General features: G+C 40.3%; 12 protein-coding genes. 11 read left to right on the top strand and 1 reads right to left on the bottom strand.

Annotated features, from left to right (window positions below):
* Positions 1–11: 11 nt before the first annotated feature.
* The 4 genes from BT_RS01365 (at position 12) to BT_RS01380 (ending at position 6143) form a co-directional block, all read left to right on the top strand.
* On the top strand, positions 12–2129 hold the full coding sequence (locus tag BT_RS01365; protein ID WP_008766178.1) for a M60 family peptidase N-terminal accessory domain-containing protein: 2118 nt from the start codon (positions 12–14) through the stop codon (positions 2127–2129).
* A gap of 11 nt (positions 2130–2140) precedes the next feature.
* Positions 2141–3913 carry an alkaline phosphatase family protein gene (locus BT_RS01370; protein WP_008766177.1) on the top strand — a complete coding sequence of 591 codons (1773 nt, stop codon included), beginning with the start codon at positions 2141–2143 and terminating at the stop codon, positions 3911–3913.
* Between the two features lie 146 nt (positions 3914–4059).
* Positions 4060–4812, top strand: a complete 753-nt coding sequence (locus tag BT_RS01375) for a hypothetical protein (RefSeq protein WP_008766176.1) — start codon at positions 4060–4062, stop codon at positions 4810–4812.
* Between the two features lie 113 nt (positions 4813–4925).
* On the top strand, positions 4926–6143 hold the full coding sequence (locus tag BT_RS01380; RefSeq protein WP_008761338.1) for an IS256 family transposase: 1218 nt from the start codon (positions 4926–4928) through the stop codon (positions 6141–6143).
* A gap of 249 nt (positions 6144–6392) precedes the next feature.
* Here BT_RS01380 and BT_RS01385 read toward each other — a convergent pair whose 3' ends face one another.
* On the bottom strand, positions 6393–7034 hold the full coding sequence (locus tag BT_RS01385; protein ID WP_008766175.1) for an HU family DNA-binding protein: 642 nt from the start codon (positions 7032–7034) through the stop codon (positions 6393–6395).
* Between the two features lie 301 nt (positions 7035–7335).
* Between BT_RS01385 and BT_RS01390 the strand changes: the two genes are divergently transcribed.
* From BT_RS01390 to BT_RS24505, 7 genes are all read left to right on the top strand, one after another.
* A complete protein-coding gene (locus BT_RS01390) occupies positions 7336–8631 on the top strand; it encodes a DUF3874 domain-containing protein (protein ID WP_008766174.1) in 1296 nt (431 codons plus the stop codon).
* A 246-nt stretch (positions 8632–8877) separates the two neighbouring features.
* Positions 8878–10329, top strand: coding sequence for a peptidoglycan-binding protein (locus BT_RS01395; RefSeq protein WP_008766173.1), 1452 nt, complete (start codon positions 8878–8880; stop codon positions 10327–10329).
* A 229-nt stretch (positions 10330–10558) separates the two neighbouring features.
* Complete coding sequence (locus BT_RS01400) at positions 10559–11977, top strand: MotA/TolQ/ExbB proton channel family protein (protein WP_008766172.1); 1419 nt, start codon at positions 10559–10561, stop codon at positions 11975–11977.
* Positions 11961–12407 (top strand): ExbD/TolR family protein, encoded by a 447-nt coding sequence (locus BT_RS01405; RefSeq protein ID WP_008760581.1) that lies wholly within the window; start codon positions 11961–11963, stop codon positions 12405–12407. Before BT_RS01400 ends, BT_RS01405 begins: the two co-directional genes overlap by 17 nt.
* 4 nt (positions 12408–12411) lie before the next feature.
* The gene (locus BT_RS01410; protein WP_008760582.1) at positions 12412–12837 is read left to right on the top strand and encodes an ExbD/TolR family protein; all 426 of its coding nucleotides are present in this window, start codon (positions 12412–12414) and stop codon (positions 12835–12837) included.
* Positions 12812–14335 (top strand): hypothetical protein, encoded by a 1524-nt coding sequence (locus BT_RS01415; protein WP_008766171.1) that lies wholly within the window; start codon positions 12812–12814, stop codon positions 14333–14335. Before BT_RS01410 ends, BT_RS01415 begins: the two co-directional genes overlap by 26 nt.
* A gap of 1 nt (position 14336) precedes the next feature.
* A complete protein-coding gene (locus BT_RS24505; protein WP_072067513.1) occupies positions 14337–14558 on the top strand; it encodes a hypothetical protein in 222 nt (73 codons plus the stop codon).
* The last annotated feature ends 13 nt before the right edge of the window (positions 14559–14571 follow it).

Genomic DNA, 14571 nt, shown 5'->3' on the forward strand with positions numbered 1-14571 from the left:
TAGAATGCAATATGAAATGCTTTAATAAACTAAAAGCCGACTATGCAGTTTTGCTGTCATTCATTTCCTGTATGTTTTTTATGGGAAGCTGCAACATTGCTTATCAATATGATATCGAAAGCGGGACAGAGGATGATACCGCCGATTCTACCAATGTAACCATAGTAACAGGTGAAGGAATCGATGTCAGTATGTATGAAAGTGCCCGTGTTTTTCCGGGTTTGGTAGATACTTTAGTCGATAATACTGTCAATACACTGCTTGCGCTTGATTTAAGCAAGAGATACATTCCTGCATACGATCTTGACGTGCAACAAGTTCCTCGTCCGATATACAGCACCGGGCTTTATGCCGGAGCAGGTGAATTGATTACTATAACCATTAATGACAACACTATGGGGTTGACGGTTATCATCGGTTCTCATTTAGATGATTTGACGGATATTTCTCCCTACTTGCGTTTGCCGGTAGTTACTACTTCGAAGCAACTGTTCCCGGGAAAAAACACCATTCGTAATCCTTTGGGAGGCATGATATGGATCGAAAAAAGCAAGGATGTGAATGGTAGTGCGGATTTTGTTATGGAGATTAACGGGGCTTATCGTTCGCCTGATTTTATTGTCGGTTCTACTGATGTAACAGCGTGGGTTGAGCAGTTGCGTACAACGACTGTACCGTGGCTCGAGTTGCGTGGCCGGCATGTCGCTTTTTCCGTTCAGCGTGAGCGATTATTGGATATGATAAATGATGATCCTATCATTGCTGAAAAGATGCCGAACACACTGGAAGCATGGGACAATGCTGTCGAGACCTATTATTATAACTATTACAGTTTGCAGGTTGGGGCACAGGATTTTTCAATGCGTGCTCCCGATTTTCCTGAGCGTGTGGTGCTGGATGTGGAGTTGTTGGACAATCTGTATATTCGTAATGCCGATTATGGTGTAGTGGCATTGAATACAAATTATCTGTTGAATGAGCTGGCTAGCTATCAAACGTTGAAATCCGGTAATTCTGTTGCTATTTTTAATGCGTTATATAGAAATTACTCTTTCAGAGATATAAAATCACCCTGGTGGAGCGAAGTATCTGATGCGGTAAAAGCAATTCCCCTATATCGCATGGCTGAGAAAGGATTAAGAGAGGATGGGTATCCGATGGGACCGATTTTCCCGGAAGAAGGCAGTAGCATTGCGGAGCAATTCCCCAAAGCATTGGCATATGCAGATACCGATAGTAGCCGCTGGTTTGTATCTGATATAAAGTCGGAAGTACGGCCGACATACGCATTGGCAAGCCTCGTTCAATTAGCTAACTACAAAGATGACGATTGGGCTTTTTATATAGAGTTGAACCGTATGATTAAAGATAAAATTTCCATAGATCATTCTACTTCTACCTATTTCTTTAAGGCTTTATGTGACTATTTTAAGGAAGATTTTTCACCATTCTTTGAGCATTGGGGCTATTCGCTGACAGACGAAGCCCGTAGTTATGCATCGAAATATCCGCTGATGGATAAAGCCATATGGAAATACTCGCCTCTGGCAGAAAATCCATCAAGTGGTGTGGTTGATTTCCCAAGTAACGGGTATCACTACCGTCATAATCGAGCTGACTGGGAGATTTATGCACTGGATGCAAATGGAAGCGATAACTTTAATTCAGGGCAGTCGCCGGACCGATTGTTGGACAGCGACAAATCAACAGGATGGACTTCATATTACAACAACGATACAAGTACTCCGCCACTTCCGTATTATTTGTTTATTGATATGAAAGAGACGACAGATGTTAATGGTGTATTTCTGGCTGGCAACAACTCAGACTTTGCGGCAACTAAGCTGATTATCGAGACTCCTGTCAATCAGGATATTATTAATGATCCGCTTGACGAAAATATAGTTTGGAGGGAAATTGTGCAGATTGATTCCATTGCACATCCCGAGTTGCCCAATATTAAAAGTGAGGGTTTCTATGATTTTCCGTCAAAAGAACAAGTGAGATATCTGCGTATAAAACTTCCTGAACCTAATCGTAATGATAACTGGAATGAAACAGATATGTCTCGTTTTAGGTTCAGAGTACAGTCGTTTACCGAGTTTGGTACATTTTATTATAAACCGTAAATTTATATCAGATGAATAAACTATTAAATATTCTCACATACAGCTTGCTTGTTGTTTGTGTCCTGGCATTTAACTATGCTTGCACGGAATACGATACACCTGCTGAAATAGCAGACGATGGAACTATAGATACCGGCATATCTACCAAAATCCATCGTAAAGTATTATGGATAAATATAGATGGTGCGGTTGGTGAAGTGGTGAAGAACTCCCTTCCTGCCGATGGTGCCATTGCTAAGATGTTGAAAAATAGTAAATATTCGTGGACAGGAGTTAGTGACAATCGAACCCTGTCTGTCGAGAGGAACGAAGACCCTGTAACGTGGGCAACCATGCTCACTGGGGTCATACCCGAAAAGCACAGTATAACCGATGAATCTTATACTGCTAATGTGGAGTACAATCCGAACAATCCGAATGAAAAGGTAATTCACTATCAAAACATTATTAGCTATATTTCGAATAATGACGTGAATATGCTTTCATTGTGTGTGACACCTTGGGCGAAACTGAACAAAAATATGCTTAACAATGCTAAGACTACCATTACTTCAGAAAATGACGTTCAAACTCGGGATGTGGTTCTCAATCATATTGCGAATGAAGATTACACATTCATTCTGGCCGATTTTTCAGGAATGTTGGAGGCTGGGAAGAGTGGGGGATTCAAAGCGGACAACGCCGCTTATGTCAGTGCACTTAAAACTATAGACGGATACATTGGTGAATTTTTGTCGGCGATTGATGCCCGTGAGAATGCATTTTACGAAGACTGGCTTATTGTTGTAACTTCCAATCACGGTGGATCGGCTGACGGTCGTTATGGTGGCACTTCGGAAGTGGAGCGTAACACGTTTGGTCTGTTTTACTACAATCATTATACGGAAAAACAATTGAATGGTAATAGACTATACGGTGCATATTTTGATTCTCAGAATGAATACAAGGCTGTCGTTTTTGATAGTATAGGTAAATATTATTCTTTAGGTATGGATGCATTTTCAATGGAGATCATAATGCGTATGGTTCCTAGGCAGGACGGTACATATAATGGTAACAATTGGGATCGCATACTTGGAAAAGCCGGCTGGGGACTATATAGGCAGAGAGGAACTGTATCCATGAGAACAAATCCTAAGGAAGGTCCTGCTCTTGAGCAAGCTATTACCGGATACAATGATTCTAAATGGCATCACTATGGTGTTAGCATAAGTTCCGCTGCCTCCGGAAGGAGAAATTGGCTCATTACTTTAGATGGTAAGTTGCAGGGATCTGGAACTACGGATACCCAAGGATTGGCTCCGGATTCAAGTCTTTTGGCGATAGGTGGTTATTCTGTACCAACTTCCTATTATATATCGGAAGTACGTCTATGGAAAAAGGATCTTGCTGAAAGAGAATTTTTGCAACTATCGGGAGAAATTGATATTGAACCTTCTGGTGATATGCTCGGCTATTGGAAATTCAAGCCAACAGAGCAACTTGAGAAATTAGAGGAGGATACATTAGTAATTAAAAATCAGATACAAGGTGGACTCAATATGTATTATATTAAAGATAAAACAAGCAGTTCTCCGGATATCGAACAGAAAGCTTCTGCCATGTTTGCAAATACATTGCCTACCAATGTCAATGCTGAAAGAATCTGTGTTGAGAATACGCTGATAGTACCGCAAATTCTCTATTGGTTAGGCATCTCGGTGCCATCCACATTAGATGGATACGTGTTTATCAATAACTATGCGCTTTCAGAAGAATGGCGCGAAGAGGTGGATACGGAATAATTTGACGAAAAAAGAAAACTTTGTTTGATGCTGGAATTAATGGAGGAGTATCGATTAAATATTTATGTCGGTACTCTTCTCACTCAATTAATAAAGTTGTAATTAATATTTTAAATCAATCATAAAAGATATCTGTAAGAAATATTATGAAAACAATTAAATTATCAATCCTATTTCTTGTCCAGATACTATTACTTTCATGTAGCGAACAAGTGTATGTCGATGGCACTTCCAAGCAAGTTATAAAAAGAGATAAGATGATTACTCAAGCTATCAGTCAACTTACACCCCAAAACAAACTGCTTGTAGAGGAGATTAATAAAAATGTTCAGGATACCATACTTGAACGATTAAACATGAATATTGCAGGGAGATGGAATGATTCATCCTTGTCCTTAACTTTGATGAAGTCCACTATAAAGTTTGTACCGGTTATTGATTCGCCTTCAAGATTATATTTAGTGAACGATTCAGAAAAGGTATTTAGAATTCCAGAAAAGTTTGCTTGTTTTTATGGGCAGAATGATAATGGGGAAACAATATATTTTTATGCTATATATCATGCTGAAAACTTTATGAAAGACACGAATCCGAAAAGTTATTATCAAGGATATGTTGAAGTGTTTGGGAAGGAAGCTGCGGACAAGATGGTAGAAAGTAGTATAAAGAGGACAGAAGCGGAAAGATGGGAAATTATGTCGTTTACACCGCAGAAAAATGAAACAAAGAAGTTTGAATATGCTAGAGAGCATTCTGATGATGGGACATTTTTTATTTTAACTCGAGAAAATACTTATCCTCATATATGTTTCTTTAAGGATAAAAAGCCTTATTATTGTTGGGGAGCAAATCAAGATGAATTGTCTATGGAACCTTTGGAAAATTATTTGAAACCATAGTTAATACGGAATAGTTCTGTATAATTTATCAGCCCTTCACCTTCTCTCTACATCCCTTATCAAATGGGGAGGGCGTAATCTGAACTCTGTCCCCAAACAATTATCTTTGTATTATGGATAGAAACAGTGAAGAGTATCAGCAGATGCGTGACAAAGCGTTATCTCAACTGCGTAGTGGCGAATCGCTCACGGGCAAAGACGGAGCCTTTGGTCCGTTGCTAAAAGAGTTTTTAGAGGCCGCTTTAGATGGCGAGATGTCCTCCCACCTTGATGATTCAGAGCGTCTTAAAGGCAATAAGCGGAATGGTCGTGGCAGCAAACGTGTCAAAACCATGGCCGGCGAGATTGATATCGTGACTCCTCAAGATCGTCACAGCAGCTTTAGTCCTGAGATCCTTAAAAAGCGCGAGACGATTCTTGCGGACAACATGTCTTCCAAGATTATCAGTCTGTATGGTATGGGTTTGAGCCTTAGGGATATTTCCTCCCATATCGAGGAGATGTATGATGTTGAGATCTCCCACAACACCCTAAGTGAGATTATTGAACGCATAGTTCCCAAGGTGAAGGAGTGGCAAAGCCGCCCCCTGGAATCAATGTATACCATTGTGTGGCTTGACGCAATGCACTACAAGGTGAAGGATGGTGGTCGTACCGAAAGTCGAGCTGTCTATAATGTTCTGGCAGTCAATAAAGATGGCCATAAAGAACTGATAGGCATGTATGTATCAGAAAGCGAAGGGGCTAATTTCTGGCTGAGTGTCTTGACCGACCTGAAAGCACGTGGCATGAAAGATGTTCTGATCGCTTGCATTGACAATCTCACGGGATTTGCTGAAGCAATCAGCACTATTTTTCCTGAGGTAATCATCCAGAACTGCGTCATACATCAGATTCGCAATTCATTGAAATACATAGCCTCAAAAGATCAAAAAGAGTTTATGGCAGATTTGAAAACAGTCTATCAAGCCCCTAATAAAGATTTAGCAGAGCTCAACCTTGATAAACTACAAGATAAATGGGGTAAAAAATACCCTGTTGTCTTGGAATCATGGCGACGAAACTGGGATAATCTATCGGCCTATTTTGCTTATGATGAGCATATCCGAAGACTGATTTACACAACTAACGCCGTCGAGGGCTTCCACCGTCAAGTACGAAAGGTGACCAAAACCAAGGGTGTCTTTCCCAATGACATGGCATTGATGAAGTTGATCTACCTGGCTGTGATGAACATCTCCAAGAAATGGACGCAACCGCTCCAGAATTGGGCGTTAACTGCCGGGCAACTACGAATCAAGTTTGGAGAGAGAATGCCTCTGGCGATATAACCCATTTCCCCTTTTTTGCTTTTCAAACGCAAAGAAAAGGTAGTTCCCGGATGTGAGCAAGGGTATATAAACGGCTCATTCTTCGCCGCCCTTGCACACATCCAAAAACTACCTTAAGAAGCATTTGTAAATCCAAAAAGAAAAAATTATATTTGTTGTGATTTAAAAGAAATAGAAACCAGACAGAGTTTAAATTACACTCCCCAAATGGGGAAGAGCGGGTGAAGGGCTTCCTGTTTCATGGCTCTTTCATTGTTCTTTATATTTTAAATCCACCGATACCCTGTAATTACCCGGAACCGGAGTATATATCGGTTGATAGATCGTCCCTTTATTTTGCAATTTCTTTTCTGCCATTAACCTCTTGATATGGCGATATGCAGTGATTTGTGTCATTCCGCAGAGATATTGAAAATCTTTCCGGGTGATAATCTGATTTTCAGCAAAATATTCAGTTAGTTTCATGTCTATTTCTACTTCTGATAAATTGGCGGAGTGCGGTCTGATTTTAGAACGCTGGAATTTCATGTGACACAATTCCCCTTTCAATTCTTTATCAGCTTTAAACTTTATAGCTTTCAATTTTACCCGGTGCACACGTTTGTCTTTCGGGTTACGTATTTCTTCTTCGCAGGAAAGAGTGACCTGAAAGAATCCTAATCCATCGACATGCACCTTTTTACCTTCCAGGAGGCACTGAGCTACTTCATTTTTCAGTTCTTCCAAGGTTGAAATAATGTCCGATACTCTTAATGTGGAGCGATCATGGATGCGATAAGCCAGTTTCTCGGTATTGACGGTCTCAAAACTTACCGGACGGGCATGATAACGCGTCTTGTTCTTTTTCTCCTTTGGCATCGGAGTCTTATATAATTCAAATTGTACTGCCATTTCTGCTTTATCTTTAAATGATTTCTTGTTTTTAGTGCTGATATTTTATACTTATCATTACTATGATAAGATCTTATCACAATAATGATGTTATTTTATCATAGTAGTGATAATATCTTATCACATTGGTGATAAATATAATTTGTCGGTGACAAAGATAAGGTTTAATAGTATGATAAACAAGAAATGATAGGATATTAATGATAAGTCTGGTTTTCAAAAAATGAATAGGATGAAAAGTTGCAAATGGCTTTTTTTTGATATTATATTCGCATCCATTAATCATAAAAAAAAGAAGAAAATGGAACAAAAAAATGGTTGGTTTGCCTTTTGGCAAAAATTGATGAAGTGTCTTTCAAAACAAGATGAAACGGGAGTAGGGGATACAAAAAGTGTAGCACCTGTCAATACTATTATTCAGTCGATTAAGGGGGTATCATCGTCTAAAGAAAAAGACTCATCGAAAGTGAAGTCACTAACTGAGAGCGTAGATACTTTTTTAAAATCCCGCTATGATTTCCGCTACAATGTGCTGACAGAAGAAACGGAATATCGTTTGTTGGAACGAATGGAGGAAGGATTTGCACCTGTGAATCAGCGTGTCTTAAATACATTCTGCCTGGAAGCTCACGAATCAGGTATTTCTTGTTGGGATCGTGATCTTTCACGCTGTATTTTCTCCACCCGTATTGCAGAGTATCATCCTTTCAAACTTTATTTGGAAGAATTGCCGGTATGGGATGGAGTGGACCGTTTGGCGGCTTTGGCACGCAGAGTTTCGAGAGACCAATTGTGGGTGAAAGAATTCCATATATGGATGCGGGGTATGACAGCACAATGGATGGGGGTTACGGGAAGTCATGCCAATAGTGTGGCGCCTTTGCTTATCAGTACGGAGCAAGGATATTTAAAGTCTACTTTTTGCAAATCGCTACTTCCTCCTGCGCTTCAGCGTTATTATATGGATAAGGTGGATTTAACCAGTCAAGGGCATATAGAACGGAGATTGGCGGAGATGGGACTTCTCAATCTGGATGAGTTTGATAAATATGCTCCGACGAAAATGCCGTTATTGAAGAATCTGATGCAGATGGCTTCATTAAGCCTGTGCAAAGCTTATCAGAAAAATTATCGCTCGCTACCTCGTATAGCATCTTTTATCGGGACATCGAATCGAAAAGATTTATTGACTGACCCGACTGGTAGTCGCAGGTTTATTTGTGTGCTGGTAGAGTATCCTATCGATTGTGAGGGGATTGACTATGCACAACTTTATGCTCAATTGAAAGCGGAGATTTTGGCGGGTGAACATTATTGGTTTACAAAAGAGGAAGAGACGGAATTGCAGCAAAGTAACATGACGTTCTATCGTCAGGGACCTGTGGAAGACGTATTGCGTTCCTGTTATCGGGCGGCAGAAAAAGGAGAAGGGTGTGAACTTCTTTCGTCTGCTGATATCTTTCAGCGATTGAAGAAGATAAATCCGGCAGCTATGCGTGGGGCAAATCCGGCGAGTTTGGCACAAATACTGATAGCAGTGGGGATAGAACGTAAGCATACCAAGTTTGGGAATGTGTATCGGGTAGTCTCCGTCTGATGGGAGGTGAAGCGGATGGTGAACAGGAGACCTTCACCCGCAATCGTCGTGCCAGAGGGAGTTGTGAAGGGTGAAGGGAGGAAAGGAGATTTGCTTATTTGGGATGAAAAATTGTATCCTTTTTGGGGACACTCTTTCCTTTTCTTTTTCGTTTTTTCTTCTTATCTTGCGAATGATAATTCATCTCATGTAAAAAGGTGAAGTAGAGAGATGTTTGATTATGGACAACATAAAATTTAATAGAAAATGAAAAACATTATTTTAATAGTAAGTTTATTATTGATGGGTGTGAGTAGTCGGGCAGACATATTGAACTCTTCTGATAATAAGAATGTGGCAGATAAATTTGATCCGATGCTTAAAGCAGCGTTGTTCCAAATGAAGATTATAGCTGATACCAGCTCTATTTTATTATCGGATATTGATTACGTGGAGGATTTGGAGCTGAAAACCAGTTTATGGATTAATAATGACGTGAATAGAGCGAAAACTACGAGACATGAAATTACCTCATTAAAAGGCCTTGAGTATTTTTCTTCTCTACGTCGGTTAAAGTTGGTGGGAAATCGGACTGATACATTGGAGTGTATTCCTGATTTTTCTAGATTTAAAGAACTTCGTGAGTTGGAAATTATACAAATCTACCTTCCGAAACTGGATATAAGTGGTTGTAAAAATCTCACGAATTTAAGTTGTAGAAGTTGTGATTTGAATACGATAGACTTGAAAAAGAATATTCAATTAAGAACTTTAGATTGTACTTATAACCGACTGATAGAATTGGATCTTAGTCATAATAAACAACTTCGAACGGTTATTGTTAAATCTCAAAGAAATAAAGGATTACTTTCGGAAGGAGGTCGTGCCGGGATATTATCTAAGTTGATTCTTCCGGATAACCGATCGAATACAGAAGGAATAAGTATACTTGAATGTTCGGATAATAATCTGGAGAAATTGGATATTAGTCGATCACCGCATCTTAGAAAAATAAATTGTAGTTGGAATAAGCTAAAAGCACTTGAAACATCACATAATCAAGAATTGCGGGAACTAAATTGTGAAGCAAATTATATTGGAGAGTTGGATTTTAGTGCTAACCTAAAGATGGAATTTTTAACTTGCGGATTGCAGGGATATGAGTGGATACGCCAAGAAGGGAATGATTATCGTTTATTGAAGAAATTGATACTCCCTGAGCAAAAAGAGAATGTGGAAGGAGGTTCGCTGCGTAAACTTTCTATTAAAGAAATATCAGAAGAAGCAATTCCGGTTTTTAGTGACTACCCTTATTTAAAAGAATTAAATTGTGCTGATAACAGACTAAAAACAATTGATCTTAGTGCAAATATATATTTGGAGGTTTTGGATTGTAGTAGTAATGCTATATCTCAGCTTGATTTGCATTCAAATGTCAACTTGTATTCGTTGAATATTTTAAATTGTCCATTGCAAGTATTGGACTTGTCCCAGACAAAAGTGAAGCTAATTATGTGTGATTTCTATGATAGAAGAGAGAAGGGTGTGAAAAATGGATACATATCTGGTTTGTATTTAAAATTGATTGTTCCTAAAGGATACCATGCTGAAACTATAAACTTTAGAACCCCCACCTTAGAAACTGCCTCTTTTGAAAATGGCTCTATATATAATTATTTACCTCCACAATATGTCAGGATGGTAGTGTCAGGAAAATAGATACAAAACCTGATATAGCAGATAAAAAACAGCTGGAAATTTCTGGTAATGGATTATTTTTAAACCTATTGAGTGATTTTTGAACTCTTTATTTTGTATCATTTTAAGGAATTGGAGTATTTTGAATGATTTGAGTACTCATTTCTTTTCTATTTTTATCAACTTTGCCACTGTGAATCATTCGATGATTTGCGGTGGCTTTTAAATTTTAATAAATAATAGAATAGACATGAATTGCACAAAGATGAAAAAACTTTTTAGAAAAGGTACGTTGAGTATACTTCTTTTAGGAGTAATAACGTTTTTCACTTATCCGCTCTCAGCCCAAACAAATAGTAGATCCGGTAAAGGATTATATGAAATCTTTAGTACTAAAATACCGGACGGGGCGCAGTGGAAAGCTCAGGATAATAAATTTGTCCGTGATGGGGGATACTCTAAAAAATCAGAAAATTATATATATGTAGGAGCCTCTAAAAGTCCGGCAGAGTTGACCGGGCTATCCATTCCTATTCGCGAGAATCCGGGACCGGGTGAGTTTCGCTATATCACTTTTGCCTGGGTAAAATGGGGAGGTGATCAAATTGGAATGAAATTTCATGTTTCCGAAAAGTCTGCAAATCAAAAAGGCAAGAAATATGATTTTACTTATATAGCCGGTAAGTCCAAGGATTTGATAAATCCGATGGAAGGTCTTAATCTCGGTGAACTACCGGGACACTGGATGGTGATGACCAGGGACTTATGGAAAGATTTTGGTAATATTACGTTGACTGGTATTTCTTTTATCTGCCCGGAGAGACGTGATGCGGGATTTGATGAAATCTTTCTCGCTAAGACACAGGATGATATAAAGAATGCTCCGAAAGTACTTCCGAGCGAAATTGCAACTCCGGTACCCGTTGATGGAGAAGAGGAAGGGCTGGTATATGAAGAGGGAACAACTAATGAGGATGAACAACCGCAAGGGGTACAGATTGACTGGGCTGCACAGATTAAAGCGGGAGGATTCATGATGTATCCGTTGTATTTGCTTGGATTGCTTGCCTTAGTAATAGCTTTGCAACGCTTGCTAACTTCAAGAGAAGGAAGACTGGCACCAAAAGGACTGCGTAAAACAGTCAGCGAATGCCTTGCACAAGGAGATTTGAAAGGTGCGATTGCAGCCTGTGATAAATACCCTTCCACATTAGGAAATTCGCTGCGTTTTATTTTCGAGCATGTGAAAGCCGGAAGAGAAGCTGTCAGTCAGACAGCTGGTGATATGGCCGCACGTGATATCCGTACACATTTGTCACGCATATATCCTTTGTCAGTCATAGCTTCCCTGTCGCCCCTTATCGGTTTGCTGGGAACAGTTGTCGGTATGATCGAAGCGTTTGGTCTGGTAGCATTGTATGGTGACGAAGGCGGTGCTTCTATATTGTCCGATTCTATTTCAAAAGCTTTGATTACGACTGCTGCCGGTTTGATCATCGCAGCTCCTGCCATTGCTTTGTATTTCATTATTAAAAATCGTATTATGAAATTGGCTTCTTTGGTGGAAGTAGAAGTTGAAAATGTAATTACTACGCTCTATCTGGAAGGAGATTCGACGGATATGAACACACCGGGGAGTAAGGAGGAGAAGCATGAGACTAAACTATGATGAAGAAGACAAAGTAGAGGTGCAGATGTCGCCCTTGATAGACTGCGTCTTTCTGCTACTGATCTTCTTCCTTGTGACTACTATGATGAAGAAGTGGGAAATGCAAATACCTTTATCACTTCCTTCAATGACTTCCAGCTTGTCTACCACCCGCGCCGGAGAGGAAGCTGTTATCATAGCAGTGGATGAGGAGAAAAATGTGTATCAGGTAGTAGGACATGATGCGTACACTGGTGAGAACCACTATGTACCGATTTCTGATCTGAATACTTTCCTTACAGAACTCCGCAACAGTGAAGGTACGGAAATTGCTATTGATGTGGCGGCTTACCGGACTGTACCCGTAAATACGGTAATAGAGATATTCGATCAATGTCAAATACAAGGATTCACGCGTACGCGTGTCCGTTTGGGTAGTAAACCTTATTAAGCTTATGAGACTATCACTATTTAATAACGAAGATGAACCGGAAGTGTCTATGTCGCCCTTGATCGACTGTGTGTTTCTGCTATTGATCTTCTTTCTTGTCTCTACAATGACGAAGGTGAAAAACAGGGATATTTCAGTGGATCTGCCGACTTCGGAATCAGCTATAAAACTGAAACCGGATGATAAACAGGCTATTGTAGGACTGGATGCTGAAGGTAACTTCTATTGGGACGGACAACCTTGTTCGACTAATTTTATGATGGAACAATTGCGGGAGACCTGTATCTCTGATCCGGGTCGGCGTATCCGCATTGATATGGATAAAAACACTCCATTCGGACGTTTTGTGGAAGTAATGGATGCTTGTCAGTTTTATAATTTAACGAATATAGGAATACGAACATATGACGAAAACTACAACAGGGAGTAGCCGTCTGACGGTTATCCTATCATGGGTTATTGCGCTGGTCTGCCTGGTAGGAGGAGCGTTGTTTATCTGGCTGATGCCATCACCAGGACAGGGAGCTATTGACTTGCAAGCGAAAAAACAGAAATCTCCGAAAAGTATCAGTGATAAAATAAAGCAGGAGCAGGCTCAGCGGGAGCTTCCCGCTAATTATTCTGAGCAATTAGTGAAGCAGTCGGAAGTATTGGTCAAGAAAAATTTGGAAGATCAGCTTCGTAAATTTCAGGAAATGGCTAAGAAGATGAGGCAGCGGAAAAATGAATTGTTGACTAAAGTAGAGCAAAGAAAGTTACCACGTACGGCACCGGATGATGCTAATGATACTTCGAAAGCAAGGAATATTCCGCAGGCGGGCAAGTTATCTGCGAATCCGTCGGTAGATGATATGTATGCTCTTTTAAGAGAATATGAGGCTGAAATACAGCAGAACCATTTGGCTGCCAATGCAGCTAAACAGGCGCTTTCCAAGGGACTTTCGTTTCCCGAGGTTTATAGTTCTCTGAAGACAGGTTCTTCCCGTATGCCAAGTTTTGATGAACTGATTCGAATGCAGACTAAAGGGGGGGAATGGGCTACTTCAGCGGGAAGTAATGCCAGCGCAGGTCTGGAAATAAAAAGTACGGCAGACTTGAACAATTACCGTGGTCTGTTGGGACAAGCGACCCGACAAGCCGGACTTGCTCAATCTCGGTTGGAAAATCTCTTTGGAGTAGTGAAGCAGGTCGGAAAGCCCGGTGGCGGCTTTGGAATTGGCAATGGTCAGCCGGGCGGAGGTGAAGGCAGTGGCAATGGGAACGGTTTCGGTGGCATGGGGGAGGCAGCTCAGGGCAGTGGAAACAGACGTCCGATGAATGCTTATGCAGGTCCCCGGCTTAATCAGGAAATGGTAAAAGCTCAGGCATTGCCCGGACGGCGTTTCTCAAAAAGCGCGGATCGTAAAGGGTGGTTATATATTAACACATGGTATATGATAGGACCGTGGGAAAGTTTTGGGCGAGAGGACTTTTCGATTGTCCATCCGCCTGAGATATCTGTGGACTTTGATGCGGTATATACTGACGGACAAGTAGGTACAGGGGTGATGGAAACGGATTCTCATCCGATAAAGGTCATAGGGGAAGAAGTGTATTTGGATGGTACGCTGCGATGGAAGTTTATGCAAAGTGAATCAATGCATAATACGGTTCCTGTCACTACCGGACATTCTACTTATTATGCTTATACGGAACTTTATTTTGATGAGGCTACTACCATGCTGGTTGCCATCGGTACGGATGATAGTGGCCGGGTATGGATAAATGGTAAGGATGTATGGCGCGATTATGGTACCAGTTGGTATAATATTGACGAACATATTACTCCTTTCCAGTTCCGTCAAGGGTGGAACCGTATTCTTGTGCGATTGGAAAATGGCGGAGGAGGAGCGTGTGGTTTCAGTTTCTTAATTATTCCACAAGAGTAAGATGACACACGTTGGCCGGCTTATAGAAGATGAACTACATCGACAAGGATTGTCTGTCACTTGGTTTGCAGAACAGCTTTGTTGCGCGCGGACCAATGTGTATAAAATTTTCAGGAAATCAAGTATTGATACCGAACTCCTTTTGCGAATTTCTGATATCTTGCAATATGACTTTTTTCAATGTTACTCAGCGTGTTTAAAGAACAAAAAGGAAATGATGTAGTTGTGGATACATC

The organism is Bacteroides thetaiotaomicron VPI-5482 (assembly GCF_000011065.1).
GTDB lineage: Bacteria > Bacteroidota > Bacteroidia > Bacteroidales > Bacteroidaceae > Bacteroides > Bacteroides thetaiotaomicron.

Coding starts and splice junctions, on each gene's coding strand:
- BT_RS01365 (WP_008766178.1), top strand. CDS start 12: ATGAAATGCTTTAATAAACTAAAAGCCGACTATGCAGTTTTGCTGTCA.
- BT_RS01370 (WP_008766177.1), top strand. CDS start 2,141: ATGAATAAACTATTAAATATTCTCACATACAGCTTGCTTGTTGTTTGT.
- BT_RS01375 (WP_008766176.1), top strand. CDS start 4,060: ATGAAAACAATTAAATTATCAATCCTATTTCTTGTCCAGATACTATTA.
- BT_RS01380 (WP_008761338.1), top strand. CDS start 4,926: ATGGATAGAAACAGTGAAGAGTATCAGCAGATGCGTGACAAAGCGTTA.
- BT_RS01385 (WP_008766175.1), bottom strand. CDS start 7,034: ATGGCAGTACAATTTGAATTATATAAGACTCCGATGCCAAAGGAGAAA.
- BT_RS01390 (WP_008766174.1), top strand. CDS start 7,336: ATGGAACAAAAAAATGGTTGGTTTGCCTTTTGGCAAAAATTGATGAAG.
- BT_RS01395 (WP_008766173.1), top strand. CDS start 8,878: ATGAAAAACATTATTTTAATAGTAAGTTTATTATTGATGGGTGTGAGT.
- BT_RS01400 (WP_008766172.1), top strand. CDS start 10,559: ATGAATTGCACAAAGATGAAAAAACTTTTTAGAAAAGGTACGTTGAGT.
- BT_RS01405 (WP_008760581.1), top strand. CDS start 11,961: ATGAGACTAAACTATGATGAAGAAGACAAAGTAGAGGTGCAGATGTCG.
- BT_RS01410 (WP_008760582.1), top strand. CDS start 12,412: ATGAGACTATCACTATTTAATAACGAAGATGAACCGGAAGTGTCTATG.
- BT_RS01415 (WP_008766171.1), top strand. CDS start 12,812: ATGACGAAAACTACAACAGGGAGTAGCCGTCTGACGGTTATCCTATCA.
- BT_RS24505 (WP_072067513.1), top strand. CDS start 14,337: ATGACACACGTTGGCCGGCTTATAGAAGATGAACTACATCGACAAGGA.